This window comes from Inquilinus limosus (genome assembly GCF_002195995.1).
Taxonomy (GTDB): domain Bacteria; phylum Pseudomonadota; class Alphaproteobacteria; order DSM-16000; family Inquilinaceae; genus Inquilinus; species Inquilinus limosus_C.
The window spans coordinates 99,728-125,521 of the sequence record NZ_NHON01000002.1 but is presented as its reverse complement, the minus strand read 5'-3'; the positions used below and the strand labels follow the sequence as shown (position 1 = coordinate 125,521).

22 protein-coding genes are annotated in these 25,794 nt (G+C 69.8%); 12 read left to right on the top strand and 10 right to left on the bottom strand.

Going from position 1 to position 25,794, the window contains the following annotated elements; all coding sequences use genetic code 11:
• Positions 1 to 29: 29 nt before the first annotated feature.
• The gene (locus BWR60_RS02110) at positions 30 to 1,958 is read right to left on the bottom strand and encodes an ABC transporter substrate-binding protein (RefSeq protein WP_088149346.1); all 1,929 of its coding nucleotides are present in this window, start codon (positions 1,956 to 1,958) and stop codon (positions 30 to 32) included.
• A gap of 247 nt (positions 1,959 to 2,205) precedes the next feature.
• On the opposite strand from BWR60_RS02110, the gene BWR60_RS02105 reads away from it, so the two are divergent.
• Entirely contained in the window at positions 2,206 to 3,216 is a 1,011-nt protein-coding gene (locus tag BWR60_RS02105; RefSeq protein ID WP_088149345.1) for a LacI family DNA-binding transcriptional regulator, read from the top strand.
• 112 nt (positions 3,217 to 3,328) lie between these two features.
• On the opposite strand, the gene BWR60_RS02100 is transcribed toward BWR60_RS02105, so the two are convergent.
• The gene (locus BWR60_RS02100) at positions 3,329 to 4,687 is read right to left on the bottom strand and encodes a sensor histidine kinase (protein WP_088149344.1); all 1,359 of its coding nucleotides are present in this window, start codon (positions 4,685 to 4,687) and stop codon (positions 3,329 to 3,331) included.
• 334 nt (positions 4,688 to 5,021) lie between these two features.
• On the opposite strand from BWR60_RS02100, the gene BWR60_RS36815 reads away from it, so the two are divergent.
• The 5 genes from BWR60_RS36815 to BWR60_RS02075 all read left to right on the top strand — a co-directional run bounded on the left by BWR60_RS36815 (position 5,022) and on the right by BWR60_RS02075 (position 11,976).
• Positions 5,022 to 5,183, top strand: coding sequence for a hypothetical protein (locus tag BWR60_RS36815; protein WP_179221594.1), 162 nt, complete (start codon positions 5,022 to 5,024; stop codon positions 5,181 to 5,183).
• A gap of 161 nt (positions 5,184 to 5,344) precedes the next feature.
• Complete coding sequence (locus tag BWR60_RS02090) at positions 5,345 to 6,544, top strand: efflux RND transporter periplasmic adaptor subunit (protein ID WP_230982925.1); 1,200 nt, start codon at positions 5,345 to 5,347, stop codon at positions 6,542 to 6,544.
• Positions 6,541 to 9,681, top strand: a complete 3,141-nt coding sequence (locus BWR60_RS02085; RefSeq protein ID WP_088149341.1) for an efflux RND transporter permease subunit — start codon at positions 6,541 to 6,543, stop codon at positions 9,679 to 9,681. The genes BWR60_RS02090 and BWR60_RS02085 overlap by 4 nt, the downstream gene beginning before the upstream one ends.
• A 106-nt stretch (positions 9,682 to 9,787) precedes the next feature.
• The gene (locus BWR60_RS02080; RefSeq protein WP_218823296.1) at positions 9,788 to 10,543 is read left to right on the top strand and encodes an SDR family NAD(P)-dependent oxidoreductase; all 756 of its coding nucleotides are present in this window, start codon (positions 9,788 to 9,790) and stop codon (positions 10,541 to 10,543) included.
• A gap of 8 nt (positions 10,544 to 10,551) precedes the next feature.
• Positions 10,552 to 11,976 (top strand): TolC family outer membrane protein, encoded by a 1,425-nt coding sequence (locus tag BWR60_RS02075; protein WP_088149339.1) that lies wholly within the window; start codon positions 10,552 to 10,554, stop codon positions 11,974 to 11,976.
• A 27-nt stretch (positions 11,977 to 12,003) separates the two neighbouring features.
• On the opposite strand, the gene BWR60_RS02070 is transcribed toward BWR60_RS02075, so the two are convergent.
• From BWR60_RS02070 to groES, 3 genes are all read right to left on the bottom strand, one after another.
• A complete protein-coding gene (locus tag BWR60_RS02070) occupies positions 12,004 to 12,678 on the bottom strand; it encodes a response regulator (RefSeq protein ID WP_088149338.1) in 675 nt (224 codons plus the stop codon).
• A 400-nt stretch (positions 12,679 to 13,078) separates the two neighbouring features.
• Positions 13,079 to 14,710 carry a chaperonin GroEL gene (gene groL / locus BWR60_RS02065; RefSeq protein ID WP_088149337.1) on the bottom strand — a complete coding sequence of 544 codons (1,632 nt, stop codon included), beginning with the start codon at positions 14,708 to 14,710 and terminating at the stop codon, positions 13,079 to 13,081.
• A 28-nt stretch (positions 14,711 to 14,738) separates the two neighbouring features.
• A complete protein-coding gene (gene groES / locus BWR60_RS02060) occupies positions 14,739 to 15,056 on the bottom strand; it encodes a co-chaperone GroES (protein ID WP_088149336.1) in 318 nt (105 codons plus the stop codon).
• 594 nt (positions 15,057 to 15,650) lie between these two features.
• Here groES and BWR60_RS36165 point away from each other — a divergent pair.
• The 6 genes from BWR60_RS36165 to BWR60_RS02035 are packed head-to-tail and all read left to right on the top strand — an operon-like array spanning position 15,651 to position 20,318.
• On the top strand, positions 15,651 to 15,848 hold the full coding sequence (locus BWR60_RS36165; protein WP_144445498.1) for a hypothetical protein: 198 nt from the start codon (positions 15,651 to 15,653) through the stop codon (positions 15,846 to 15,848).
• 41 nt (positions 15,849 to 15,889) lie between these two features.
• A complete protein-coding gene (locus tag BWR60_RS02055) occupies positions 15,890 to 16,438 on the top strand; it encodes an OsmC family protein (RefSeq protein WP_088149335.1) in 549 nt (182 codons plus the stop codon).
• A 23-nt stretch (positions 16,439 to 16,461) separates the two neighbouring features.
• Positions 16,462 to 17,475, top strand: coding sequence for an ABC transporter substrate-binding protein (locus BWR60_RS02050; protein WP_088149334.1), 1,014 nt, complete (start codon positions 16,462 to 16,464; stop codon positions 17,473 to 17,475).
• Positions 17,472 to 18,515 carry an ABC transporter substrate-binding protein gene (locus BWR60_RS02045; RefSeq protein WP_088149333.1) on the top strand — a complete coding sequence of 348 codons (1,044 nt, stop codon included), beginning with the start codon at positions 17,472 to 17,474 and terminating at the stop codon, positions 18,513 to 18,515. The genes BWR60_RS02050 and BWR60_RS02045 overlap by 4 nt, the downstream gene beginning before the upstream one ends.
• A complete protein-coding gene (locus tag BWR60_RS37970; RefSeq protein WP_088149332.1) occupies positions 18,502 to 19,524 on the top strand; it encodes an ABC transporter permease in 1,023 nt (340 codons plus the stop codon). Before BWR60_RS02045 ends, BWR60_RS37970 begins: the two co-directional genes overlap by 14 nt.
• Positions 19,518 to 20,318, top strand: coding sequence for an ABC transporter ATP-binding protein (locus tag BWR60_RS02035; protein ID WP_088149331.1), 801 nt, complete (start codon positions 19,518 to 19,520; stop codon positions 20,316 to 20,318). The genes BWR60_RS37970 and BWR60_RS02035 overlap by 7 nt, the downstream gene beginning before the upstream one ends.
• 99 nt (positions 20,319 to 20,417) lie before the next feature.
• Here the strand turns inward: BWR60_RS02035 and BWR60_RS02030 are convergent, their stop codons facing one another.
• The 5 genes from BWR60_RS02030 to BWR60_RS02010 form a co-directional block, all read right to left on the bottom strand.
• Positions 20,418 to 21,263: a carbohydrate ABC transporter permease gene (locus BWR60_RS02030; protein WP_088149330.1), complete on the bottom strand. Its 846-nt coding sequence runs from the start codon at positions 21,261 to 21,263 to the stop codon at positions 20,418 to 20,420.
• Positions 21,263 to 22,201 carry a carbohydrate ABC transporter permease gene (locus BWR60_RS02025; protein WP_088149329.1) on the bottom strand — a complete coding sequence of 313 codons (939 nt, stop codon included), beginning with the start codon at positions 22,199 to 22,201 and terminating at the stop codon, positions 21,263 to 21,265. Before BWR60_RS02025 ends, BWR60_RS02030 begins: the two co-directional genes overlap by 1 nt.
• The gene (locus BWR60_RS02020) at positions 22,198 to 23,304 is read right to left on the bottom strand and encodes an enolase C-terminal domain-like protein (RefSeq protein WP_088149328.1); all 1,107 of its coding nucleotides are present in this window, start codon (positions 23,302 to 23,304) and stop codon (positions 22,198 to 22,200) included. The genes BWR60_RS02025 and BWR60_RS02020 overlap by 4 nt, the downstream gene beginning before the upstream one ends.
• A 64-nt stretch (positions 23,305 to 23,368) precedes the next feature.
• A complete protein-coding gene (locus BWR60_RS02015) occupies positions 23,369 to 24,613 on the bottom strand; it encodes an extracellular solute-binding protein (protein WP_088149327.1) in 1,245 nt (414 codons plus the stop codon).
• Between the two features lie 35 nt (positions 24,614 to 24,648).
• A complete protein-coding gene (locus BWR60_RS02010; RefSeq protein ID WP_088149326.1) occupies positions 24,649 to 25,788 on the bottom strand; it encodes a mandelate racemase/muconate lactonizing enzyme family protein in 1,140 nt (379 codons plus the stop codon).
• Positions 25,789 to 25,794 lie beyond the last annotated feature (6 nt).

Below are 25,794 nucleotides of genomic sequence, written 5' to 3'. Positions count from 1 at the left end.
GATCCGGAAGCGATCAGGGACGCGGCCTGTCAGGCCTTGAAGAACTGCTCCGGCCGCGCCGGGCCGGGGGTCGGCCAGCCGAAGGAGTTCGGCATGGTCTTCGGCACATTGACCATGTTGGTCTTGACGATGCCGTAGCTGTCCGGCGGCAGGCTGACGCCGAAGGTCATGAACAGGTCCGCGGCCTGCTCGAGGATCTGCTTCATCACCGCCTTCTGCTGCTCGGGGTCGCCGGTGGCCAGCAGCGTCGTGTAGAGATCCTGCTGCGCCTTGATCTCCGCCGGCGGCTCGATCGCGTCCGGGTTCTTCGGGTCGAGATAGTAGAGCGACCAGCCGGGAGCGAAGAGCGAGTTGGTCGAGAACGGCACGAAGTAGCGGGCATCGAGCATGGCGGCGATGCCGCTGTTCGCCCCGAACTGATGCGCCGTCGCGTCGAAGTCGCGGCCGCGGCGGACCCGTGTCTCCCACAGCGAGCGGTCCATGCTGCGCACCTGGGCGTCGATGCCCACGGCCTGGAACATGGGGACCACCAGCTGGAACATGTCGAGGAAGGTGGTGCGGGTCTGGTCGAGCTCGAAGATGACCGTCACCCGCCGGCCGCTCTCGTCGGTCCGGTAATTGTCGCCGTCTCGGTTCGGGATCAGCTTGTCCAGCATCGCATTGGCGGCGTCCGGATCGTACTGCGTGAAATCCTTGGCCAGCCGCTCGACATAGAGCGGATCGTCCGGCCGGATCGACGCCTGTGCCGGCTGGCCCTGCCCGACGAACACGGCGTCGATCAGCGCCTGCCGGTCGACGGCGAGCGAGAGCGCCTGGCGGAACTCCCTGGTGTTGAACAGCTTGTTCTTCACCGGGTCGGTGTGGTTCAGGTTCAGCTGGAAGACCATCACATTGGCGGCGGTCTCCTTCAGCGTGTAGAAGCCGTAGCCGCCCTTCTGCTGGCCGTCGAACAGCACCGGTTTGTTCGCGGGCGTGGCGATGTACTGGTCCATCATGTCGATCTCGCCCTGCAGCACCTTCAGCAGCAGGACTTCGGGGTCGGCCACCATCTGGTAGACGATGCGGTCGAAATAGGGCAGCTGGGTGCCCTCCGGATCGACCTTGAAGTAGTAGGGATTGCGGACCGCCAGCGCCTGCTCGGTGCTCTGCCCCGGCGCGACCGTGAACATCCAGGCGTTGAGCGTCGGCCGGTTCGGGTTCTGGAAGAAGGTGTTGTCGTCGGACAGGCCGATCTCGCGCTGGAACAGCGCGATCCAGCTTTGCAACCCCTTCTCCTTGGCGAGCTTGTCGGCATCCGGGTTGTAGCGGGCGTGGAACTGCTGCAGGTAGTGCTTCGGCGTCCGCGTCAGCTGGTCCTGCTGCGCCCAGGCGAGGTTCTGCACGAAGAAGCCGTTGGGCGACGGGAAGACGACCTTGAACGTCGTCTCGTCGATCACCTCGATGCGCGCCGGCTTGCCGTCGGCGTACCACCAGCTGTTGCCGCCGGTGTTGGTGTCCTTGTCGGTGAAGAAGGCGTCGTACCAGAATTGGACATCCTCGGTCGTGAAGGGATGCCCGTCCGACCATCTGTGACCCTTGCGCAGGCGGAACGTGTATTCGGTGGCGTCGGCATTGACGCTCCAGGACTCGGCCGTGTTCTCGACCAGGCCCGACCAGTCGGGGTTGAAGCGGACCAGCGGCTCATAGCCCTGATAGCGGACCACCATCGACAGCGACCCGCCGCCGACCAGCGCGTGCTTCCAGTCGCCGCCCTGCTGGCCGGCGCGCTCGAGGGGCGCGATCACCAGCGGGTTCGCCGGCAGCCGTTGCGCGACGGGGGGCAGCGCGCCGGCCGCCACCTGGTCCTTCAGGAAGGCTGATTCCTTGAGCTCGGCGGCACGGCCCAGCCCGGGCAGCGCGAGCGATGCGGCGGTGGCGGATGTGGCGGCGATGAAAGCCCGGCGACTCAGCTTCACCATCGTTGAGCTCCTCCTCCCAAGCCCAGCCTGTTATGATCGGCCGTGGCAAGAGTTAGGCTTGCACACGCGATTTCGTTAGGTAAAGCGTTATGATACGGAAATTTAATCGCTCCAACTCATAAAAAAAATCCACAGAAAATAAGGCTATCATCCTGATGTCGAACACCGACAGAGCCTTGAAACAAAACTTTTTTGAAACGTTATGGGCCAGTGCTAGAAGGGACCGGGCCTGGGAAGAGGATCAGCAATGGCCAAGGTGACGTTGACGACCATCGCGCAGCGGACAGGCCTGTCGAAATTCGCGGTGTCACGCTCCCTGTCCGGCAAGGACGGGGTGTCCGAGGAGACGCGCCGGCGCGTCCAGGAGGTGGCTGCGGAGCTGGGCTATGCGCGCATGGGCGCCGAGCCGGAACTGCCCGCCCTGGGGGTGATCTTCCACGACACCGATCTCGTCAACAGCGAGCTCTACCTGCTGATCCAGAATGGCGCCCAGCTGGAGGCCGAGAAGCTGGGCTATCGCCTCACCATGCGTTGGACCCACCAGCCCGACGAGATCCAGGGCATCGTGCGCGCCTGCCGCGGCGCCGTCCTGATCGGGCCGCATGATCGCGAGACCTTTGCCCGCCTCCGGGCGCTGGGCAAGCCGATCGTCCGGCAGGGCTGGCTGGAGCCGCTCGAGCAGGCCGATCATGTCGGCGGCACCGACCATGAGGCCGGTGCCGCCGTCGCGAACTATCTCCTGGCCCTCGGCCACCGCCGCATCGTCTATGTGCACGGGACGCCGGGCTTCCGCGGGCGTGTCGAGCGCTTCTACGGCGTGAGGGAGGTCCTGGAGAAGCAGGCCGATGTGGGGTTCCGCGAGATGAAGTTCCACGCGGACACGCGCTTCACTGAGCATCTTCGCGCCGCCCATGCCGAGGGGTTTCACCCCACCGCCTTCTTCTGCGCCCATGACGGCCTGGCGCTGACGGTGGTCTCCGAGCTTCTGCGGCTCGGCTACCGGATTCCGGAGGACGCTTCGGTCGTCGGCTTCGGAGACTATTCCGCCGCGACCCAGATCTCGCCGCAGCTGACGACCGTCAAGGTCTTCGGCCAGCAGGTGGGGGCCGCGTGCGTGCGGCTGCTCGACGACCGGATCCAGGGGCGCATTCCGCCCGACGTCCCGGTGCGCGTGCAGATCACGAGCCGCATCATCGAGCGCGCCTCCTGCGGTCCGAGAAGCCAGGTGGAGGCTCCGATCCTGCCGGTCGTGGGCTAGACAGCTTCGGGCGAAGCGCCGCATCGCGGTCTCAGACCGGGCCGGCCCCGGCAAAATCGCAGGCTGCGAAGGGGCGATGACGAACGCCCCGCGCCGATCATGACCCAAGCATCTAGCCGAGCCCTGCCCCGCCACGGCGCCCGAGTTCCAGATGGAACGACGCGCCGCCGCGCGGGCCATCACGGACGATGGCCCGGCCGCCATGGGCCTGGGCGATTTCCGACACCAGGTTGAGCCCGAGCCCGGAGCCGGCGCCGCCGGCCAGGCGATGGAACGGCTCGAAGATGCGCTCACGCTCTTCGCGAGGAATGCCCGACCCCTCATCCTGGACGACGATGCTGCCGCCACGCTCCACCCGGACGACGATCGTGCCGGCCTGGCCGCCATGCTGGATGGCGTTGTGGATCAGGTTGGCGGTCGCACGTTCCAGCGCCGCGTTGTCGCCGTCGACGTCGACCCGCTCCTCCTCCGCCTCGACGACCAGGTCATAGCCGTTGGCGATCGCCAGCGGCGCCAGATCCGCCGCGACCTTGCGGGCCAGGGCCACCAGATCCACGGCGGAGAACAGGCTGGTGCGGCTGCGCAGACGCTCGAGGTCCAGCAGCTGATCGGCCATGAGCTCGAGCCTCAAGAGGTCCCGGCCGAGGCTCGCCTTGATGGGCTCGTCCCCGAAGGCTTCGAGCCTGAGCTTCAGGATCGCGATGGGCGTCCGCAGCTCGTGCGCGGCGCTGGCCAGGAAGCGGCGCTGCCGCTCATAGCCCGCGTCCAGGCGGGTCAGCGCCTCGTTCACCGCCGCCACCAGCGGCGTGATCTCGCGCGGCACCTGCTCGACCGGCAGCCGGTTGCCGCGCCGATCCGGATCGATGCGCGCTGCCGCGTTGGCCACATGACCGAGATTCTTCAGTGCGGAGCGCACGGTCAGCGGCACCGCGATCACCGTCCCGATGACCAGCGCGATGCCCAGGTACAGGAAATAGGCGCTGTCCGGATCCACGGCGGCGACGAGTATCGCCCAGAGTCCCATGTCGATCGGGCCGGTGGCGACGAGCAGCCTGAGCCCATCCGGTGTGCTGATCGCCTGGAGCGAGCCGATGAATGTCCCGTCCGGCGCATTCAGCTCGGAATAGTTGACGCCGCCCTGCAGGGCCTCGGCGACCGACAGGATGTCGGTGGGGCCGGCGCCCTCGGCGATCGTCCGGGTGCCGTCGGTGATGCGAAACCAGAAGCCCGAGGCGATCCGTCGGCGGATCTCCTGCACGGCCGGAGAGTCCGACAGGCTCAGCCCTCCATCCCCGGCCCGCTCCACGTTCTTTCCGAGGATGTCGGCGACATAGACGGCACCGAAGGACTCGCGATCCTGCTTCCCTGCCAGCAGCACGAATGTCGCGATCACCGCGAGGATGACGGCCACGATCTGCAACGCGGAAAGGCGCAGCACCAGCCGCCGTGTCAGGGATGGACGGCGAGCCATGCCAGCCTCCGCAAGATCGGTTCTCCTTCAACGGCCGCGCAGGTTCGGGCCGTCACTTCACTGAAGCCGGGAACGCACCCCGCCGCCAGCACAATGATCCATGCCCGGCTCATTCTTCACAGCCGCCAATGCCGGCAGGGCTGGCAGAACATCGCGTGCAATGTTCGGGCAATGCTGGGGGTGCATTGGCTGTCGGGGATCGGGACATCGCCCCAAGGGGAATGTCGCGCCATGGCGTCGCCAGGGCGAAGAGCGATCCGGCGGCAGAAGGTCGAGAGACATGGTCGATGAACGGTCGTCGATGCGTGCGGGGTCCATAGCGTCAGGCGAGCCCGTGACCGCGGCCGACCCCGTGCGGCGCACGGCGATGTCGCTGGCGATCCTGGGCGTGATCGGGGCCGTGCTGATCATGGCGTGGGGATCCCAGCGCCTGGCTGCGGCGCTGAAGCCCAGGGACACCCTGGCGGTCTGCGGCGCTTCCGTCAGCAGGCCGTGACGGCTGCCGATCTCCAGCCCTTTCAGGACCATCAGACCCAGCGCGATAGGCGCATCCCCTCGGCAGGCCGGAGCTCCCCGACGAGTTCCGCCCGCTCGAAGAACCAGAGCGAAACAGACATGTCCGATAGCCGACCGCCAGACCCGGCGGAACGACCCGTGATGCAAGCCGCGCGGCGCCGCCCGCGGCCCTGGCTGGCCGTGCTGTTCGGCCTGGGAGCGGCCGCCCTGGCGGCCACGGCCGTCGTGATGACCGGCGCCGACGGCATCGGATCGGCCATGGCGCCGGCCGGGCAGGCCCGGCCGGTGGTCTCGGTGGCCATCGCCCGGCAGCGCCCGATCGAACGGATGCTGTCGCTGACCGGCACGGTGATGCCGCGCGAGGAGATCGCGATCGGCACCGCCATCGAGGGCCAGCGCATCGCCGAGGTGCTGGTCGAGGAAGGCGACCGGGTCGCTGCCGGCCAGGTGATCCTCCGGCTGGAGACCGACCTTCTGACCGCCGCGCTGCACGACGCCGAGGCGGCGGTGCTGCGGGCGCAGGCCGGGTTGGCCCGCGATCAGGCGACCCAGGCCGAGGCCGCGGTCAGCTTCCGGCGCATCGAGCAGCTGCGCGGCTCCTCCGCCTTCAACCCGCAGGAATACGACAAGCGGCGCGCCGTCGCCGTCTCCTCCAACAAGATGCTGGAGGTGTCGCGGGCCGAGGTGGCGCAGGCGCAGGCCAAGGCCGACGACGCCCGCACCCGGCTCGGCCGGGCCGAGATCCGGGCGCCGACCGCGGGCATCGTCTCCGAACGCGCCGCCCGGGTCGGCGCGCTCGCAGGCTCCGGGCCGCTGGTCAAGCTGATCCGCGAGGGGGAGGTCGAGCTCGAGGCCGAGGTGCCCGAGGTCGACCTGCCGGCATTGGCGGCGGGCCAGCCGGCCCGGATCAGGGTCACCGGCGTCGAGGAAGCGTTCGACGGCCGGGTGCGGCTGGTGGCCCCGAAGGCCGACCGGGACAGTCGACTCGGCCGGGCGCGCATCGCGCTGCCGGTCGACCCGCGGCTGCGGCCGGGGGTGTTCGGCCGCGCCGCCATCGTGGCGGAGCGCCGCGACGGCGCCGTCGTCATCCCCGATTCGGCGCTGATCCAGCGCGACGACCTCGGCGACAGCGCGGTGCTCACGGTCGCCGCCGACGGCACCGTCGCCCGCCGGGTGGTGACGGTCGGCCTGCGCCAGGACGGCTGGGCAGAGATCCGCTCGGGGCTCGCCCCCGGCCAGCCCGTGGTGCTCAGCGCCGGGGCGTTCCTGCGCGACGGCGACCGGGTGACCGTCGCGGACGAGATGCCGGCCCTGTTCCGGCCGCTGGCGGGCCGGCCATGACCTCCGGCCTCTCCTCCTGGTCGATCCGCCGGCCGATCCCGGTCCTCGTCCTGTTCGCGGTCCTGACCCTGGCGGGCTGGTGGTCCTTCCTGCGCCTGCCGGTCAACGCCAACCCGAAGATCGAATTCCCGATCGTCACGGTCACGGTCACCCAGGCCGGCGCCGCGCCTTCGGAGCTGGAGAGCCAGGTCACCCGCCGGATCGAAGGAGCCGTTGCCGGACTGGCCGGGGCGCGCCACATCACCTCGACCATCGCCGACGGCACGTCCTCGACCACGGTCGAGTTCCGCATCGGCGTCGACCCGGATCGCGCCGCCACCGATGTGCGCGACGCGGTGACCAACATCCGCAGCGACCTGCCGCAGGGCATCGAGGAGCCGATCGTCGCCCGCCTCGACGTCGAAGGCGGCGCCATCCTCTATTACGGCGTGCGCGCGCCGCAGATGTCGGCGGTCGACCTGTCCTGGTTCGTCGACGACCGGATCGCCCGCGACCTGCTGGCCGTGACCGGGGTGCAGAAGGTGCAGCGCCTGGGCGGCGTCGGCCGCGAGATCCGGGTCGAGCTCGACCCCGACCGGCTGGCGGCGCTCGGCATCACCGCCGACCAGGTCAACGCCCAGCTGCGCAGCACCAACGCCGACGTCCCGGGCGGCCGGGGCGAGATCGGCGCCCGCGAGCAGGCGATCCGCACTCTCGGCGGCGCCCGCACCGTGTCGGCCCTGGCCGACACGCCGATCGCGCTGCCGAACGGCCGCTGGGCCAGGCTCGCCACCCTCGGCACCGTCACCGACGGCGCCGGGGAACAGCGCTCGCTGGCCCGGCTCGACGGCGAGCCGGTGGTCGCCTTCGCGGTCTACCGCGCCAAGGGTGCCAGCGACACGGTGGTGGCCGACGGCGTCGCCGCGCGGCTGGCCGAGCTCCAGTCCCGCACGCCGGGCGTCACCATCGGCGAGATCGCCTCGACCGTCGAATACACCCGCGACAGCTACGATTCGGGGATGGCGACGCTGGTCGAAGGCGCGCTGCTGACCGTGCTGGTGGTGTTCCTGTTCCTGCACGACTGGCGGGCGACGCTGATCGCGGCCGTGGCCATGCCCCTGTCGATCCTGCCGGCCTTCTGGGCGATGGACCTGCTGGGCTTCACCCTGAACAGCATCTCGCTGCTGGCGCTGACCCTGGTGATCGGCATCCTGGTCGACGACGCGATCGTCGAGATCGAGAACATCGACCGGCACCTGCATCTCGGCAAGCGGCCCTACCGCGCCGCGATCGACGCGGCCGACGCCATCGGCCTCGCCGTGGTCGCCACCACCCTGACCATCGTCGCGGTGTTCGCGCCGGTCAGCTTCATCGGCGGCGTCACCGGCCAGTATTTCGAGCAGTTCGGCCTGACCGTGGCGGTCGCCGTGCTCGCCTCGCTCCTGGTGGCACGGCTGCTGACGCCGCTGATGGCGGCCTATCTGTTGCAGCCGAAGCGCGCGGCGACGGGCGGCGATGCGGTTGCCACGCCGCCGGGCGGCCGCTATGTCCGGCTGCTGAACTGGACGCTCGACCACCGCGGGGCCACCCTGGCCGCGGCCGGCGCCCTCCTCGCCGGGTCGCTGCTGCTGGTGCCGCTGCTACCCTCCGGCTTCCTGCCGGACAGCGACAGCCGGATCTCGAACCTGACGGTCGAGCTGCCGCCCGGCGCCACCCTGGCCGACACCGATGCGGTGGCCGGGCGCATCGCCGCCGAGCTGCGGCAGCGGCCGGAGGTCGACCACGTCTTCGCCACCATCGGCGAGGCCGGCGGCGCCGCCGCGGCCGACGCCAACGCCTCGAGCGGCGACATCGCCAAGGCCAGCCTGGTGATCGTCCTGAAGCCGCGCAGCGAGCGCCAGGTGACCCGCAAGGCGTTCGAGCGGTCGGCCCGGGACGAGCTGTCGCGGATCCCGGACATCCGCTTCGCCTTCCTGGGCGAGAGCGGCGGCAAGGACGTGTCGATCGTGCTGACCGGTGACGATCCGGACGCGCTGAGTGCCGCCGCCCGGGCGCTGGAGCGCGAGATGCGCGGCCTGCCGGTCCTGGCCAATGCCCGCTCGACCGAACCGCTGCCGCGGCCGGAGATCCGCATCCGTCCGCGGCCGGACGAGGCGGCGCGGCTCGGCGTCTCGGCCCAGGCGATCGGCATCGTCGCCCGCATCGCCACGATCGGCGACACCGACGCCAACTCGGCCAAGTTCAACCTCGGCGACCGCCAGGTGCCGATCCGGGTGGCGCTGGACCGCGCGGCCCGCGCCGACATCGAGACGCTGCGCCAGCTGCGCGTGGCCGGCGACCGCGGGGCCGTGCCGCTGACCTCGGTGGCCGAGATCGGCTTCGGCGCCGGCGATGCCGAGGTCGAGCGCTTCGACCGCCGCCGCCGGGTCTCGGTCGACGCCGATCTGAACGGCGTGCCGCTCGGCACCGCCCTGGCCGCGATCGAGGCGCTGCCCGCGCTGGCGCAGCTGCCGGAGGGGGTGGAGCGGCCGGCCTATGGCGACGCCGAATCCATGGACAAGATGTTCGCCAGCTTCGGCGGCGCGATGATGGCCGGCCTGCTGGTGGTTCTGGCCGTCCTGGTGCTGCTGTTCCGCGATTTCCTGCAGCCGGTGACCATCCTGGCGGCGCTGCCGCTGTCGGCGATCGGGGCGGTGCTGGCGCTGCTCGGCACCGGCGCGGCGCTCGACCTCTCCACGGTGATCGGCCTGCTGATGCTGATGGGCATCGTCACCAAGAACTCGATCCTGCTGGTCGACTTCGCCATCGAGGGGCGGCGGGCCGGGCTCGACCGGCGCACCGCCCTGATCCAGGCCTGCCTGGTGCGGGCCCGGCCGATCGTCATGACCACCCTGGCGATGATCGCCGGCATGATGCCGGCGGCGCTGGGCTTCGGCACCGATGCCGGCTTCCGCGGCCCGATGGCGGCGGCGGTGATCGGCGGCCTCGTCACCTCGACCGCGCTCAGCCTAGTGCTGGTGCCGGCGGTGTTCACGCTGATGGACGACCTGCGCGCCTGGCTGGCGCCCCGCCTCGGCCGGCTGACCTCGGTCACCGAGGCCGACCGCATGGCGGCGGAGCCTGCCGCTGCCGCCCGACAGGAGGCCGGACATGCATGAGCGGTATTTCCCCCCGCCCGACGAGCGGCCGCGGGCGCGGCCCCGGCGCCGGGACGTCCGGACGCTCCGCCGGTCGCCGGCGGCAGGCAGAGTCGTCCCGGGACGGATGGCGGGAAAGGTCGTCCTGGTGACGGAGGCGGCGTCCCCGATCGGCCGGGCCAGCGCGCTCGTCCTGGCGCTGCAGGGCGCGGTCGTTCTGGTCGCCGACAAGGATCCGAGCGCCGGGGTCGAGACCGCGGTGATGATCCGCGATGCCGGCGGACGCGTCGCATTCCAGTGCCACGACATCGGTGACGGGGTCTCGTGGCGAAAGGTCGTGGAAGCGGCATGGTCCGGGTTCGGAGCGCTGCATGTGCTGGTCAACGCCGTCGGCGTGCCGGTCCTCGGCCATCGCGCCGATGCGGCATGGGCGGATCTGGGGCGGGAGCGCGCCTCGGGCCTCCTCGCGGTTTCGCTGGGGTTGGAGCATGCGATTCCGGCGATCGCGCGGTCCGGCGGCGGCGCCGTCGTCAACGTCGCCCTGACCGACACCCACGCGGGCAACCCGCGCTTTCCCTATCGCCCTCCCGGCAAGGGCGAGATCACGCTGCTGACCAGGGCAAGGGCGCTCGAATGCGTCGGCGCGCGCAACGGCGTCCGGGTCAATTCCATCCGCCCGACAGCGATCGATGCTCCGATCATCAGCGCGGGAGAGCCGGCGGCGATCGCCCGGGCCTCGCTCCGGATGGGCCATTCCGGCACGCCGCAGGACATCGCCGAGGGGGTCCTGTTCCTGGCCTCCGACGACGCGCGCTACGTCACCGGCACCGAGCTGATCATCGACGGGCGGCTGGACCCGGACGATGCGAGACAACGGAGATGAAACCGATCATGACAGTTGGGTTGAGCCGCTTCCGGGCGGCCATGCTCGTCATCGCGCTGTCGCCGGCCGCGGGAACGGCCTCGGCGCAGTCGCTCACCGAGGCGCTGGCGTCGGCCTATGCCACCAATCCGGACCTCGCCGCCGACATCGCCAACCTGAAGGCGGTCAATGAAGGCGTCGCCCAGGCCCTGTCGGGCTACCGGCCGTCGGTCAGCGCGAGCGCCAGCATCGAGAGCCAGTTCACCAGCACGCAGACCGACGGGCAGCACGGCGGCACCGCCCTGCCCTCGGGCGGCCGGGACGGCCGATGGCACGAGGTCAACCCGGCCACGATCGGCATCACCGTCAACCAGAATCTCTACAATGGCGGTCGCACCCGTGCCGCGGTGAACCAGGCCGAGAACACGGTCATGGCCACCCGCGCCGTCGTCCAGACCACGGAGCAGACGGTGCTGCTGGACGCCGCGACCGCCTATGCCGACATGGTCCGGGCCCGGGCGGCGCTCGACGTCCGACGCAACAACGAGGCGGTGCTGGGCCAGCAACTGCAGGCCACCCGCGACCGGTTCAATGTCGGCGAGGTGACCCCGACCGATGTCAGCCAGGCCGAAGCCGGCCTGGCTGGCGCCGTCGCCGGCCGGGTCGAGGCGGAGGGCACGCTGCGCACCAGCCGCGCCGTCTTCGAGCGCATCGTCGGCCGGCCGCCGGGGACGCTGGAGACGCCGGCGGTGCCGGCCGGGCTGCCGGCCTCGATGCAGGATGCGATCCAGAAGGCCCAGGCGAACCATCCGGGCATCGTCGCCGCGCTGTTCAGCGAGCGCGCGGCGGCCGACGCCATCGACCTGCAGTTCGGCGCCTTGCTGCCGTCGATCGACCTGCAGGCGCGGATCCAGCGGCAGTATTCGACGGTCTCCCATCCGCGGTCCGGCGGCGGGGCGCAGAACCGCATCGATTCCGCGGCGATCGTCGCCCAGCTGACCATCCCGCTCTATGCCCAGGGCAACCAGGACTCCCTGGTGCGCCAGGCGCGCTATGCCCATGGCCAGAAGCGGATCCAGATCGAGGCCCAGCGGCGCCAGGCGATCCAGAGCGCCGTCCAGGCCTGGCAGTCGCTGGTCACCGCGCGGGCGGCGATCACGTCGTTCCAGGTGGCGGTCAGGGCCGAGACGATGGCGGTGGACGGCCTGCGGCAGGAGGCCCAGGTCGGCTCGCGCACCGTGCTCGACGTCCTGACCGAGCAGCAGAACCTGCTCAACGCCCAGCTCAACCTGGTGGAGGCGCGGCGCAACGAGGTGGTCGCCGGCTATCAGCTCCGCGCCGCCATCGGCACCCTCACCGCCCGCGACCTGGCGCTGCCGGTCGAGATCTATGATCCGGAGCCGGACTACCGCACGACCCGATCCCGCTGGTGGGGCACCTCGGTCGACGGGTGACCGGCCGCGCCGGTCGCCGGCCTCCCGTCATGGTGCGGCCCGCAGCAGATAGCCGACGCCGCGGATGCTGCGGATCTCGACCCCGGCATCCGCCTCTGCGAGCTTGCGCCGGAGCCTGGACATATGGGCGTCGAGCGAGTTCGACTGGATCTCGTCGTCGAGGCCGTAGACCGCGGATTCCAGCGTCTCGCGCAGCACCGCGCGCTCCCGGCGCTGGATCAGGGCCTCCAAGATCGCCAGCTCCCGCCGCCGCAGCGGTAGGGGACGGCCGTCGACCAGCGCCTCGCGATGGCCCAGGTCGAATTCCAGCCGGCCCAGCCGGGCGAAATCCGGCCGCGCCTCCGGCGGCCGCCGCAGCACGGCGCGCAGCCGGGCCAGGAGTTCCTCGAAGGCGAAAGGCTTGGCGAGATAGTCGTCGGCGCCGGCCTCGAGGCCGGAGACCCGGTCGCCGACGTCACCGCGGGCCGTGAGCATGATCACGGGCACCCCGATGCCCGATCGGCGGAGGGCCCGCACCAGGCTCAGCCCGTCGCCGTCCGGCAGGCGCCGGTCCGCGATGATGACGCGATACTCCGCGCATCGCGCCGCGGCCTCGGCCTCGGCCAGAGAGGCGGCGCGATCGACGACGAAATCCCGCACCGCAAGGGCCGCGGCCAGGACCGCGGCCATCTCCGGCTCATCCTCGACGAGAAGCACGCGCATACGACCTCCGCCGGGTGATCCTGATCGCCTCGATCGGCGACATGGCGAGGCATCCATCCGCCGGCACCATTACCGCGACCCGATCGGTCCTTCCAGACACTCTGAAACGCATGGGACAATGGGATGGGAGCTCCAAGGCCGGCCGAGGAGCGCCACAAGGAGACGCCGCGTCGATGCCCCGACACCAATGGCATGCAAGAATTGACGGCATCATTTGCCCGATATCGAGCCCATGCCGGTGGTCGGAGATCAGCGCGCAGATGCGCGCCAAGGGCAGGCAGCCTGGCGACCCAGGTGGTGACGGCATGATCCGGAGGATGAAGCAAAAGACGGCCGCTGGATGTCCGCGGCCGTCCTTCGAGACTATATCGGGTCCGCCGGCGGCGAATCCGATACGCGATCAGAAGTCGTAGTCGCCGCCGGGCGCGGCAGGAACCGCCGGGGCCTTCTTCTCCACCTTCTCGGCGATCAGCGCCTCGGTGGTGATCAGGAGGCCGGCGACCGAGGCCGCGTCCTGCAGCGCGATCCGCACCACCTTGGCCGGGTCGATGATGCCGGCCTTCAGCAGGTCGGCGAACTCGCCCTTCTGGGCATCGTAGCCGCGGTTGATGTCGGCACCGTCCAAGAGCTTGCCGACCACGATCGACCCGTCGCCGCCGGCATTCTCGACGATCTGGCGCACCGGCGCCTGCAGCGCACGGCGGACGATGTCGATGCCGACGCGCTCGTCGTCATTGGCGGCCTTCAGCTTCTCCAGCGCCTTGGCGGCGTAGAGCAGGGTGACGCCGCCGCCCGGCACCACGCCCTCGGCGATCGCGGCGCGGGTGGCGTGCACCGCGTCGTCGACCCGGTCCTTGCGCTCCTTCACCTCGACCTCGGTGGCGCCGCCGACGCGGATCACCGCCACGCCGCCGGTCAGCTTGGCCAGCCGCTCCTGCAGCTTCTCACGGTCGTAATCCGAGCTGGTCTCTTCGATCTGCGCGCGGATCTGGGCGATGCGACCCTCGATCTCCTTCTTGCCGCCGGCCCCGTCCACGATCGTGGTCTCCTCCTTGGCGATACGCACGCGCTTGGCGGTGCCGAGATAGTCGAGGGTGACGTTCTCCAGCTTGATGCCGACATCCTCGGAGATCACCTGGCCCTTGGTCAGGACGGCGATGTCCTCGAGGATCGCCTTGCGCCGGTCGCCGAAGCCCGGCGCCTTGACCGCCGCGATCTTGAGCCCGCCGCGCAGCTTGTTGACCACCAGCGTGGCCAGCGCCTCGCCCTCGACATCCTCGGCGATGATCAGCAGCGGCCGGCCGCTCTGCACCACCGCCTCGAGCAAGGGCAGCAGCGGCTGCAGGGCCGTCAGCTTCTTCTCGTGGATCAGGATATAGGGGTTGTCGAGCTCGGCGATCAGCTTCTCGGCATTGGTGATGAAATAGGGCGACAGGTAGCCGCGGTCGAACTGCAGGCCCTCGACCACGTCCAGCTCGGTCTCCAGGCTCTTGGCCTCCTCGACCGTGATCACGCCCTCATTGCCGACCTTCTTCACCGCGGCGGCGATGATGCGGCCGATCTCGGCCTCGCCATTGGCGGAGATGGTGCCGACCTGGGCGATCTCGTCATTGGTCGAGATCTTCTTGGCCCGGCCCTCGACCGCCTTGATCACCACCTCGACTGCCTTGTCGATGCCGCGCTTCAGGTCCAGCGGGTTGAGGCCGGCGGCGACCGCCTTGGCCCCCTCGCGCACGATCGCCTGGGCCAGCACGGTCGCGGTGGTGGTGCCGTCGCCGGCCAGGTCGTTGGTCTTCGACGCGACCTCGCGCACCAGCTGGGCGCCCAGGTTCTCGAACTTGTCGGAAAGCTCGATCTCCTTGGCGACGGTGACTCCGTCCTTGGTGATGCGCGGCGCGCCGAACGACTTGTCGATCACCACGTTGCGGCCCTTGGGCCCGAGTGTGACCTTGACCGCGTTGGCCAGGATGTCGACGCCGCGCAGGATGCGGTCGCGGGCGTCGGCGCTGAACTTGACGTCTTTGGCTGCCATGATGGGTTCCTTCAGCTCTGTCGCGGTCTCAGGCGGCCTTCTTCGAGGGGCGCTTGGCCGCCTCGAACACGCCGATGACGTCGGATTCCTTCAGCACCACGTAGTCGGTGCCCTCCAGCTTGATCTCGGTGCCCGACCATTTGCCGAACAGCACGCGGTCGCCGGCCTTCACGTCCAGCGGCTGCAGCTTGCCGGCCTCGTCGCGCAGGCCGGGGCCGACGGCGATCACCTCGCCCTCCTGCGGCTTCTCCTTGGCGGTGTCGGGGATGATGATCCCGCCCCTGGTCTTCTCGTCCTGGTCGAGGCGACGGATCAGGACACGGTCATGCAGCGGGCGAAAGGACATGGGTATGCTCCTCGGATGTCGGGAAGGCGCATGGCCGCGGCGATCCGCAAGTTCAGGCGGCGCTTCCGGGTTCGAACGGGATAGGGGGATAGGCCGGCGGATCAGACCGGACGACAGCGGCCGCGACACCACCGGCGCCCGGAGGCGGGCGGGGTCGAGGCATGCAGGCTGGCGAAAGCGGTCATCAGGCGGATCCGGCCGACGGCAAGGGTGCCGAGGAAGCTCGGCATGGGATAGCGTATGAAATGACATTTTCAAGAGTCAATATTATTTTTTGTACATGATTTATAAGATATTTCAGTTTGAAGAAGCGGGTCGTGCCGGTATCGCCGTATCGCCCACCCTTGAAGCCCGACCTCGGTCATCAACCCTTCTGCCCTGTCGCCGACCTGAACCCACCTCCCCGGGGCGGCCGCCGCAAACGCTGGCATGCCGTCCATCTCGGGTTGCCTGGAAACACCATATAACTCATAATATTTGTATATTATTTATATTTCTACTCTTGATTCATATAATATTCTGATGAACTACTAGAAGAACGGCTGAATCGATACGGCCGCCGCCACCCGCTCCCCGATCTGCAAGGAGTGCGCGATGTCGCGCCGGCACATCATCCTGAGTGCGTTCTTCTTCAACCCGCGGGGCGGCATGTCGTGGCGCCATCCGCGAGGAGGCGGAGAGCTTCGGGCGGGACGGCAACATCGCCACCTCGCGATCGAGCAGTTGGGCCGGATCGCGCAGGGCGGCACCGCACCGGCCTCGGAAATACCCGTGAACACAATGGCGTCCTAGGGACCTGGCCGACCGGCGATCCCGCTTCGAGGAGGATTCGAATGACCACGCTCAACGAGTATCTCGGCCAGAAGCGCGCGGCGATCGTCGCGCGCAGGGCCCGTGTCGCCGCCGGCGAGGCCGGCCCGAAGACGCTGACGGCGCATGTGAGCGCCGAGGGCCGCAGCGGCATCCGCCGCATCCGCATCCGTGATTTCCAGGTGATCAGCGACAGCGAGGCGGATTTCGCCGGCTACGACCTGGGCCCGAGCTCGCCGGAGCTGCAGCTCGGCGTGCTCGGCAGTTGCCTGACCCACACCTTCCTGATCCAGGCGGCCGCCCTCGGGGTGCCGCTCGACTCGCTGGAGCTGGAGATCACCGGCACGATCGACCCGCGCGCCGGCTCCCCCGGCTTCGAGGCCGTGCCGATCTATCCGCACGGCATCCGCTACGCGGCGTCGATCGCCTCCCCCGCCGCGCCGGCCGAGATCGAGGCGCTGCGGGAGGCGGTGGAGCGCAACTGCCCGATCCTGAACCTGCTGCGCCAGCCGCAGGCCATCGCCGGCGAGATCCGGCTGTCCCAGACACCGGCCGCCGTGGCGGCGGAATGACGTCGCGACGAGGAGGATGGTCCATGCCACGATTCAACCTGTCCCGCCGTGACGTGCTGCAGGCCGCCGGCCTGGCCGCGGCCGCGGCGCCGCTGTCGGCGCTCGGCACCCGGGTCTGGGCCCAGAGCGCGGCCCCGGCGCAGCCGGTGCCGGTCAAGCTGGCCTGGAACGCCACCGCGATCTGCCTGTCGCCGATCCCTGTGGCCGTGACCCAGGGCATCTTCGAGAAGCACAACCTGGACGTCGAGCTGATCAATTTCGCCGGCTCGACCGACCAGCTACTGGAGGCGATCGCCACCGGCAATGCCGATGCCGGCATCGGCATGGTGCATCGCTGGCTGAAGGCGTTGGAGCAGGGCTTCGACGTCAAGCTGACCGCCAGCTCACATGGCGGCTGCTCGCGCCTGGTCGGCTCCCAGGCCGCCGGGGTGACGACTCTGGAGAGCCTGCGCGGCAAGACCGTCGGGGTCAGCGATCTGGCCAGCCCGGGCAAGAACTTCTTCGCCATCTACCTGACCAAGCACGGCATCGACCCGGAGCACGAGATCACCTGGCGCCAATACCCGGCCAACCTGCTGGGGCTGGCGGTGCAGAAGGGCGAGATCCAGGCGATCGCCGATGGCGACCCGAACCTGTATCTGCTGCAGAAGACCCAGCCGGATCTGGTCGAGATCGCCACCAACCTGTCGGGCGAGTATCGCGAGAAGGTGTGCTGCGTGCTGGGCATCCGCGGCAGCCTGATCCAGGACGACCGGCCGACCGCGGCGGCGCTGAGCCGCGCCATCCTGGAGGCGTCGGACTGGGTGGTGCAGCATCCGGAGGCGACGGCGCAGATCTGCACCTCGATGTCGACCGCCAGCGCGGCCGACCTGACCGCCGTGCTGCGCACCCTGACCCATGGCCACCACCCGGCAGGGCTGGAGCTCAGAGCCGAGATCAAGGCCTATGCCGAGGACCTGAAGCTGGTGAAGGTGCTGCGCTCCGGCACCGACCCGGCGCTGTTCGCCGAAACCGTCACCGAGGACGTGCTGTCATGACCGGCCACCGCGCCCCCACGCCCGCGGCCGCGGCCGTCGGCTGCGGCACCGTCTCCCGCCGCAAGCTGCTGCGCGCGGCCGCGGCGGCCGGCAGCATCGCCCCCCTGGCGCTGCCGGGCCGGCGATCCTGGGCCCAGGCCGCAGCCCCCCGCAAGCTGAAGCTGGCCTGGAGCCAGACGGCGGTCTGCCAGTCGCCGATCTCGGTGGCGCTGAAACGCGACTTCTTCGGCAAATACGGGCTGGAGGTGGAGCACATCCAGTACAGCGGCCCGACCGACCAGCTGCTGGAGGCCATCGCCACCGGCCATGCCGATGGCGGCATCGGCATGGCGCTGCGCTGGCTGAAGCCGCTGGAGCAGGGCTTCGACGTCCGCCTCGCGGTGGGCACCCATGGCGGCTGCATGCGCCTGTTGGCCTCCGCCTCCTCCGGCATCACCAAGGTCGCCGACCTGCGCGGTAAGGCGGTCGCCGTCACCGACCAGGCCAGCCCGGTGAAGAACTTCTTCGCCATCCGCCTGGCCAAGGAGGGCATCGACCCGGAGCAGGTCGACTGGCGGCAATATCCCGGCGACCTGTTCCCCGAGGTGGTGAAGAAGGGCGAGGTCCAGGCGGTCGCGATCGAGGATCCGAACGCCTGGTTCCTGCGCGAGCGCGACGGGCTGACCGAGATCGCCACCAACCTGGACGGCGACTACGCCACCAAGACCTGCTGCGTGCTGGGCATCCGCGGCAGCCTGCTGCGCGACGAGCCGGAGGTCGCGGCGTCGCTGGCCCGCGCCTTCATCGACGCCCAGCACTGGACGGCGGCGAACCCGGCCGAGACGGCGCAGATCTTCGCCCCCTTCATCCCCGGCGACGTCAAGCCGGAGGTCGTCGAGGCGATCCTGCGCAGCCACACCCATAACCACGCCTCGACCGGCGCCCATCTGCGCGGCGAGATCGCCGCCTTCACCGAGGATCTGAAGCTGATCCACGTGATCCGGCCCGGCACCGACGCCACCGAATTCGCCAAGGTGATCGCCCCCGATGTCCTCGCTTGACCAAAGCCTGGCCGGCACGCCGGCCACGGCCGCCGCGCGCCCGGCGCCACCGGACCGCCTATGGACCACCGGGCTGGCCGCGGCCGCGGCCTGGCTGGCGCTGGCGGCCCTGACCTGGCAATGGCCGAACCGGAAGGTCGGCTTCACCGACTGGGCCTATACCGCCGAATTCGCGATCGGCGTCGCCGTCCTGGCCGCCCTGCTCGCCGCCACGGCGGTGCTGGGCCGGCGGCTGGGGCCGGTCTTCGCCTGGCTGCGGCCGGCCGGCCCCTGGCTGGTGGTGCTGCCGGCGCTGTTCGCGGCGTGGGAGGTGGTGACGGCCAAGCTGGCCCTCCTCCCCGTCCCGTTCTTCGCCCCGCCGCAGGCGCTGATCGAGGTCTATGCCGATGACTGGCCGCGCCTCGGGGACAGCCTGCTGAACTCCCTCTGGCTGCTGGCCAACGGTTATGTCCTCGGCGCCGTCTCCGGCTTCCTGACCGGCGTCGCGGTCGGCTGGTCGCGTCAGCTCGGCTATTGGGTGCATCCGGTGCTGCGGCTGCTCGGGCCCATTCCGTCGACCGCGCTGCTGCCGCTCGCCTTCTTCTTCTTTCCATCCAGCTGGGCGGCCGCCGTCTTCCTGATCGGCCTGGCCACCTGGTTCCCGGTCACCGTCCTGACCTGGTCCGGCGTCGCCAGCGTCGACCGGGCCTATTACGACGTCGCCCGCACGCTCGGCGCCGGCGAGCGCTTCCTGGTCCTGCGCGTCGCCATCCCGGCCGCCCTGCCGCATGTCTTCGTCGGCCTGTTCATGGGCCTCGGCGCCTCCTTCTCGGTGCTGGTGGCGGCCGAGATGATGGGCGTGAAGTCGGGCCTGGGCTGGTACCTGCAATGGGCCCAGGGCTGGGCCTCCTACTCCAACATGTATGCGGCGCTGATCGTGATGGCGCTGGTGTTCTCCGGCCTGATCACGCTGCTGTTCCGGCTGCGCGATCGGCTGCTGGCCTGGCAGAAGGGGGTGGTGCGATGGTAGCGGCGGCGATCCACGAGGCGGCGCCCGGGGCCCTGGTGGAGGGCGCCCGGATCGAGATCCGCGACGTCAGCCACCAGTTCGAGCTGGAGGGCGCGACGCTGCCGGTCCTGGACCGCATCAGCCTGGCCATCGAGCCGGGGGAGTTCGTGGCCCTGCTCGGCCCGTCGGGCTGCGGCAAGTCCACCCTGCTGCGGCTGGTGGCGGGGCTGGAGCCGCCGACCGCCGGCGCCATCCTCGCCGACGGCGCGGCGATCCGCTCGACCTCGCCCTCGCGCGTCGTGGTGTTCCAGGACCCGACGCTGTTCCCGTGGCGCACGGTCTGGGACAACGTCGCCCTCGGGCCGCAGGCGCAGGGGCTGCTGCACAGCCGGCGCGGCCGGGTCGACGAGGCGCTGCGGCTGGTCGGGCTGTCCGGCTTCGGCGGCGCCTATCCGCGCCAGCTGTCCGGCGGCATGGCCCAGCGCGCCGCCCTGGCCCGCGCTTTGGTCAACGATCCCAGCCTGCTGATCCTGGACGAGCCGCTCGGCAAGCTCGACTCCCTCACCCGCCTGACCATGCAGGGCGAGCTGGTCGAACTGTGGCGGCGCAAGGGCTTCAGCGCCCTCCTGGTCACCCATGACATCGAGGAGGCGCTGATCCTGGCCAGCCGGGTGATCGTGCTGAGCGACCGGCCGGCCCGGATCGCGGCCGAGATCGCCAATGACCGCCCCTATCCGCGCCATCGCGGCGACCCGCATCTGGCGGCGCTGCGGCACGAGGCGCTGAGGCTGCTCGGTCTCGACGCCACCTGGTGAACCGGGATCCCGATGACCCGCTTCCCCTCCACCGGGCACACTGCGATGTCGAGGCGCGGAAGCCGAGGTGACAAGGCCACCGCGGATCGGGAACGCCGCTCAGCCCTTCACCGCCCCGGCCGTCAGGCCGCGGACCATGGCCCGCTGCACGATCGCGAACAGCACGACGACCGGCACGATACTGATGATGCCCCCGGCCGACAGGGCGCCCCAGGGCAGCTGGAACTCCCCGACCATGAGCTGCAGCCCGACCGGCCAGGTGCGCGACCCGGTGCTGGTCGTCAGCATCAGCGCGAACAGGAACTCGTTCCACGCCCCGATCGCGACGAAGACCGCGGTGGCGACGAGCCCGCCCAACACGAGCGGCAGGACGATCCGCAGCATCGCGCCGATGCGCGAGGCGCCGTCGATCCGGGCCGCCTCCTCCAGCTCGGACGGCACCGCGTCGAAGAACCCCTTCATCATCCAGATGAAGACCGGCAGCAGGAACGTCGTATAGGCCAGGGCCAGGCCGAGGCGGCTGTCGAGCAGGCCGACGCTCCGCATCAGGATGAACAGCGGCACGATGATCATCACCGCCGGGAACATCCGCACCACCAGGTAGAACAGCATCAGCTCGCGCCGGCCGCGGAAGCGGTAGCGGGCCACGGCATAGGAGGCGAGCGTCCCGATCACGACGCAGATCACCACGGTCGTCAGCGTCACCACGGCACTGTTGGCGATCAGGGTCGGGAAGTTGGACCGCGTCCAGATCGCGACATAGTTCTCGAACGTCACCCGATCCGGGATGTACTGGATCGTCGCGGTGACGATGTCCGATTCCGGCTTGAGCGAGGTCAGCAGCGCCCACAGCACCGGAAACATCGCGAAGGCCACGATCGACAATGCCGCGGCATAGCAGAGCAGGACATGGATCCGCCGCCGGGCGGTACGGCTGCGAAGCATCAGTCCCTCATCGCGTTGGAGAGCTTCACATAGGCGTAGCTGAACACCATCAGCAGCAGGAACATGACCACCGACAACGCGCTGGCATAGCCGAAGTTGAACTCCTTGTTCGCCTTCAGGAAGGCATAGAGCGACAGCACCTGGGTCGAGCGGCCCGGCCCGCCGCCGGTCAGGATCAGCAGGATGTCGGGCGAGTTCACCAGACTGATGACCCGCAGCACCACGGTCGCCACGATCACGACCCGGAGCTGCGGCAGGGTGACATGGACGAACTGGCGCCACAGCCCGGCGCCGTCGGTCGCCGCCGCCTCGTAGAGGTCGCCGGGAATGCCCTTCAGGGCGGCCAGCAGCAGCAGCGCGAAGAAGGGGAAGCCGTGCCAGACCTCCACCACCATGGCGGCGGCCATCGCCGTGTCCGGGTCCGCGAACCATGCCTTGTAGCTGCCGAGGATGCCGATGCGCACCAGGATGTCGTTGAGCACGCCGAGGCGCGGGTCCAGCATCAGCGCCCACATATGGCCGGCGACGACATTCGGCAGGAACCACGGCAGCAGCACCAGGATCCCGAGCACCCGGAAGCCCGGCAGGCTGGTGTTGAGCACGAGCGCCGTCAGGAGCCCGAGCAGCAGCTCGCCGGCCGCCGCCCCCGCGACCCAGATCACGGTGTTCTGCAGCGACAGCCAGAAGACCGGATCCCCGACCAGGGCCAGATAGTGCTTGAGGCCGACGAAGCCGGTGCCGAGGTCGACCCGGTTGAGCCGCATCTCGCGGACGCTGAGCACCATGCCCCACAGCGTCGGGTACAGCACGACCGCCAGGATCAGCACCAGGCTGGGAAGCAACAGGTAGTAGGCCCAGCGCCGGCTCTCCGACAGCCGGCCGAGAGGACCGAGCCGGCGGGCCGGCGCCGGCGCCGCGGGCAGGTCCAGCGCCGTCATGCCCGCGCCACGGCGGTGGCCTCGATCCGCTCCCAGTCGAAGTCGAAGCCGATCCCCGGGCGGTCGGAGACCGTGAGCATGCCGCCCTCGATCGCCAGTGGCCCGAGCGCGCCCAGGCCCGCGATCTGCTCGCTTGAGATCACCAGCTGCTCGTAATAGTCGTTGTTGCGGATCGCGGCGCAGAGCTGGGCGTTGGCCAGGCCCATCCCGTGCACCTGGGCCCGCATGCCGTGGGCCTCCGCCAGATGCGCGATCTTGACCGCGCCGGTCAGGCCGCCTTTGTAGAAGGTGCTGGTCCGCGCCATGTCGAGGGCGCCGGCCTGGATCCAGCTGGCCATGTTCCAGTGGCAGCCATCCGACGTCTCTGCCGCCAGGACCGGGATGTCGAGCGCGTCGCACAGCTTGCGGTACGAGCCGAGCTCGAACTCCCGCATCGGCTCCTCGTACCAGAGGAACCCTTCCGCCTCGAGCACCCGGCCGAACTGCAGGGCGGTGACATAGTCCCAGCCGGCCGACCCATCGAACATCAGGTCCGCATCGGGCCCGGCCCAGCGCCGGAGGTTGCGCGACAGCGCCGCATCCGCCTTCGCGTCGCCCCAGGCATGCAGCTTGAAGGCGGTGAAGCCCGCATCGATGCACTCCTTGATGTGCCGCTCATAGTCGCCCATCGAAGCCCAGGTGACCGTCGATGCATAGGCTGGCACCCGGCGGTCATGGCCGCCGAGCAGCTGGTAGAGCGGCATCCCGGCGGCCTTGGCCTTGATGTCCCAGGCGAGCAAGTCGACGATGCCGAGATGCGGCATCGGGATCTCCTCGATCCGGTCGATCTCCCAGATCAGCGTCCACAGCCTTTCGGTCAGGAGCGGGTTCTCGCCGACGAGGCACTTCAGCCGCCGGTCGACGAGGCTCATCGCGCCCCAGGCGTTGGCCACCTCGATCGCGCCGATGATGCCGGCATCGGTGTCCATGCGGATCACGGCCTTCAGCGGCTTGCGGTCCGCCGGGGTGCCGTCGCCGGATCCGGCCAGCCCCTTGCGCCAGCGATAGGGATGCGCCGGGTGCTCGGCCTCGACCACCCAGCAGCGGATGTCCTCGATGCGCATGCGGTGCCTCCCTCGAACATGGGTCTTGCGGTGCGCGGCGCGGCCGCCGCCCCTGCCCCGGCCGCTATTGCAGGGCGGCCTCGAGGCCGGTCATCAGGGCGTCGACGCAGGCTTCCGGCGTGCTCCGGCCGACCAGCACCTTCTGGAATTCGGGCAGCACGACATTGTCGTCCCATCCGGCGGACCCGACGAAGCGGGGCGGCAGGCGGCCGAACTTCGTCGTCTCGACCGCGGCACCGTAGAGCGGATTGCCGGTGATGCGGCTGTCCGACGCCGTCTGCGGCGAGGCCGGGAAGTACCCCGTCTGCTCCAGGAACGCGATCGCCGCGTCGGGCTCGGCCCAGAAGGTCAGCCAGGCCCAGGCGGCATCGGCATTGGCGTCCGACATCAGGCCGTTGAACAGATAGGTCAGCCGCGCGATGTGGGCGGCAGGGCCGGCCGGGCGCGCCGCGGTCATGAACTGGCCCGACTTCATCGCGCCGGAGATCTCCGCCAGCGATCCGGTGTGGTGCCAGACCATGGCGGTCTGGCCGGTCTTGAACGCCTCCATGATCTGCCGGTAGCTGTCATTGGGCGCGCTGGGTGGGCAGGCCTTGTGCCGCGTGAACAGCTCCGACAGGAAGGTGACCGCCTCGACGGCCTTGGCCTTGTCCATCGCCGGCTTGCCGTCGACGACGATCGGCGAGCCGAAGCTCTCGATCATGTCGACCACGAACTGGTAGCCGCCGGCCCCGCCGCGCAGGCCGAAGCCGTAGCGGCCCTTCGCCGGATCGGTCAGCTTGATCGCGGCCTCCTGGAACTCGGCCATGGTCTTCGGCGGCCCGCTGATGCCGGCCTCGTCGAACCAGTCCTTCCGGTAGTACATCCAGTCGACGAAGGTGAAGGCCGGGATGCCGTAGATCTTGCCGCCGACGCTCGCCCCGCTCCACCGATCCTCCGGGAACGCCGCCGCCTTGTCCCAGCCCTTGATCCGGTCGGTGATGTCGATCAGCCCGCCCATCCCGACCATGTCGTTGACCCGCTCGGCGATCACCATCGCCGTGTCGGGCTTCGATCCCGAGACCACCGCGGCGGTGATCTTCGACATGTATTCCGGGTTCGGGATGTTCTCCTGGGTCAGGGAGATGCCGGGGTAGCGCTGCTGGAACAGCGCCATCACCGCCTCCAGCCCCTTGAACTCGCTCTCGCTGGTCAGATGGTGCCAGTAGTTGATCCGGCCTTCCACTGCCGCCCGGGCGAGGCGCGGCGCGAGCGCCAGAACCGGGACGGCCGCGGCCGTCCGCAGCAATGTGCGCCGATCGACGAGCATGACATGTCCTCCCTGCTTTCTGTTCTTGGATCTGGTCAGGACGAGAGCCGGATCGGCGTCGATGCCGGGGCCGGCGGCAGTTCCTCCGGCCGCAGCACCTGCGGCGCCGCCCCGGCCCGGGCCTCGGCGGACAGCACCAGGCCATGGCCCGGCCGGTCCGGCGCGAAGGCATAGCCGTCGCGCATCGCGACCGGCTCCTCGACCAGGTGGTTATAGTTCTGGAACGAATATTCCAGCCAGTCGGCCTCGGGCAGCGCCGCGGCCAGATGGACCCCGATCTCCAGCGAGGTGTTGCCGAGCGTCACGGGGACGCCATGCTCCGCCGCCAGCCAGCCAGCCTTCATCACGTCGCCGATATGGCCGTGGACGTTGAGGAGGTCGGCGCCGCGGCCCTCCAGCAGCCGGCGCTTGCCGCGCAGGTCGAGATACTCGCCGGAATTGACCAGCACATGCGGCGCGGCCAGGCGGATCTCCCGCAGGCCGTCGATGTCGTCGCGCAGGCAGGGATCCTCGACCCAGAGGATGTCGAACCCCGCGCGCCGGAACTGGTCGAGCCGCCGGATCGCCTCCTTCGGCGACCAGGCCTCATTGGCGTCGACCATGATCGGCCCATGGCCCTTCGCGATCTCGGCCACCATCGCCAGGCGCCGGAGATCCCATTCGATGTCGGGATGGCCGACCTTGATCTTGAAGCCGCGATAGCCCTGGTCCCGCGCCTGCCGGAACAGGGAGGCGTAGTCGCCGTCGGTCAGGTGGAAATCCAGGCCGCTGGCATAGACCCGCACCTTGGGATCGCTGCCGCCGAGGTAGCGGTAGAGCGGCAGGCCTGCCTCCTGCGCCGCAAGGTCCCACAGCGCCTGGGCCACCGCCTCCTCGAAGCCGAGCGAGGTCCGGCGGTTGTTGCCGCCGCGCGGCCGGGTGACCCGGTGGATCAGCCCCGCCGGCGCCTGCCCCGCCAGGCCGGGCCACGCCTCCTCCGCGAAGATCCGCTCGATCTCGGCCAGCGCCGGCAGCGGATGGAACAGGCTGTGGAAGAAGCCGGTGCCGGTGCGCCCGTCGTCGGTATGCAGCTCGACCACGCCGATATGCGCCTGGGCGATGCGGACCTGGCTGTCGCCGATCACCCGGTCACGGGCAAACTGGAAGCGGGTCAGGGTGAAGTCGGTCAGCCGCATCTCTGG

Excerpts from the sequence above, each read along its gene's own strand:
- BWR60_RS02110 (WP_088149346.1), bottom strand. The coding sequence starts at position 1,958 with ATGGTGAAGCTGAGTCGCCGGGCTTTCATCGCCGCCACATCCGCCACC.
- BWR60_RS02105 (WP_088149345.1), top strand. The coding sequence starts at position 2,206 with ATGGCCAAGGTGACGTTGACGACCATCGCGCAGCGGACAGGCCTGTCG.
- BWR60_RS02100 (WP_088149344.1), bottom strand. The coding sequence starts at position 4,687 with ATGGCTCGCCGTCCATCCCTGACACGGCGGCTGGTGCTGCGCCTTTCC.
- BWR60_RS02090 (WP_230982925.1), top strand. The coding sequence starts at position 5,345 with ATGCAAGCCGCGCGGCGCCGCCCGCGGCCCTGGCTGGCCGTGCTGTTC.
- BWR60_RS02085 (WP_088149341.1), top strand. The coding sequence starts at position 6,541 with ATGACCTCCGGCCTCTCCTCCTGGTCGATCCGCCGGCCGATCCCGGTC.
- BWR60_RS02080 (WP_218823296.1), top strand. The coding sequence starts at position 9,788 with ATGGCGGGAAAGGTCGTCCTGGTGACGGAGGCGGCGTCCCCGATCGGC.
- BWR60_RS02075 (WP_088149339.1), top strand. The coding sequence starts at position 10,552 with ATGACAGTTGGGTTGAGCCGCTTCCGGGCGGCCATGCTCGTCATCGCG.
- BWR60_RS02070 (WP_088149338.1), bottom strand. The coding sequence starts at position 12,678 with ATGCGCGTGCTTCTCGTCGAGGATGAGCCGGAGATGGCCGCGGTCCTG.
- groL (WP_088149337.1), bottom strand. The coding sequence starts at position 14,710 with ATGGCAGCCAAAGACGTCAAGTTCAGCGCCGACGCCCGCGACCGCATC.
- groES (WP_088149336.1), bottom strand. The coding sequence starts at position 15,056 with ATGTCCTTTCGCCCGCTGCATGACCGTGTCCTGATCCGTCGCCTCGAC.
- BWR60_RS36165 (WP_144445498.1), top strand. The coding sequence starts at position 15,651 with ATGTCGCGCCGGCACATCATCCTGAGTGCGTTCTTCTTCAACCCGCGG.
- BWR60_RS02055 (WP_088149335.1), top strand. The coding sequence starts at position 15,890 with ATGACCACGCTCAACGAGTATCTCGGCCAGAAGCGCGCGGCGATCGTC.
- BWR60_RS02050 (WP_088149334.1), top strand. The coding sequence starts at position 16,462 with ATGCCACGATTCAACCTGTCCCGCCGTGACGTGCTGCAGGCCGCCGGC.
- BWR60_RS02045 (WP_088149333.1), top strand. The coding sequence starts at position 17,472 with ATGACCGGCCACCGCGCCCCCACGCCCGCGGCCGCGGCCGTCGGCTGC.
- BWR60_RS37970 (WP_088149332.1), top strand. The coding sequence starts at position 18,502 with ATGTCCTCGCTTGACCAAAGCCTGGCCGGCACGCCGGCCACGGCCGCC.
- BWR60_RS02035 (WP_088149331.1), top strand. The coding sequence starts at position 19,518 with ATGGTAGCGGCGGCGATCCACGAGGCGGCGCCCGGGGCCCTGGTGGAG.
- BWR60_RS02030 (WP_088149330.1), bottom strand. The coding sequence starts at position 21,263 with ATGCTTCGCAGCCGTACCGCCCGGCGGCGGATCCATGTCCTGCTCTGC.
- BWR60_RS02025 (WP_088149329.1), bottom strand. The coding sequence starts at position 22,201 with ATGACGGCGCTGGACCTGCCCGCGGCGCCGGCGCCGGCCCGCCGGCTC.
- BWR60_RS02020 (WP_088149328.1), bottom strand. The coding sequence starts at position 23,304 with ATGCGCATCGAGGACATCCGCTGCTGGGTGGTCGAGGCCGAGCACCCG.
- BWR60_RS02015 (WP_088149327.1), bottom strand. The coding sequence starts at position 24,613 with ATGCTCGTCGATCGGCGCACATTGCTGCGGACGGCCGCGGCCGTCCCG.
- BWR60_RS02010 (WP_088149326.1), bottom strand. The coding sequence starts at position 25,788 with ATGCGGCTGACCGACTTCACCCTGACCCGCTTCCAGTTTGCCCGTGAC.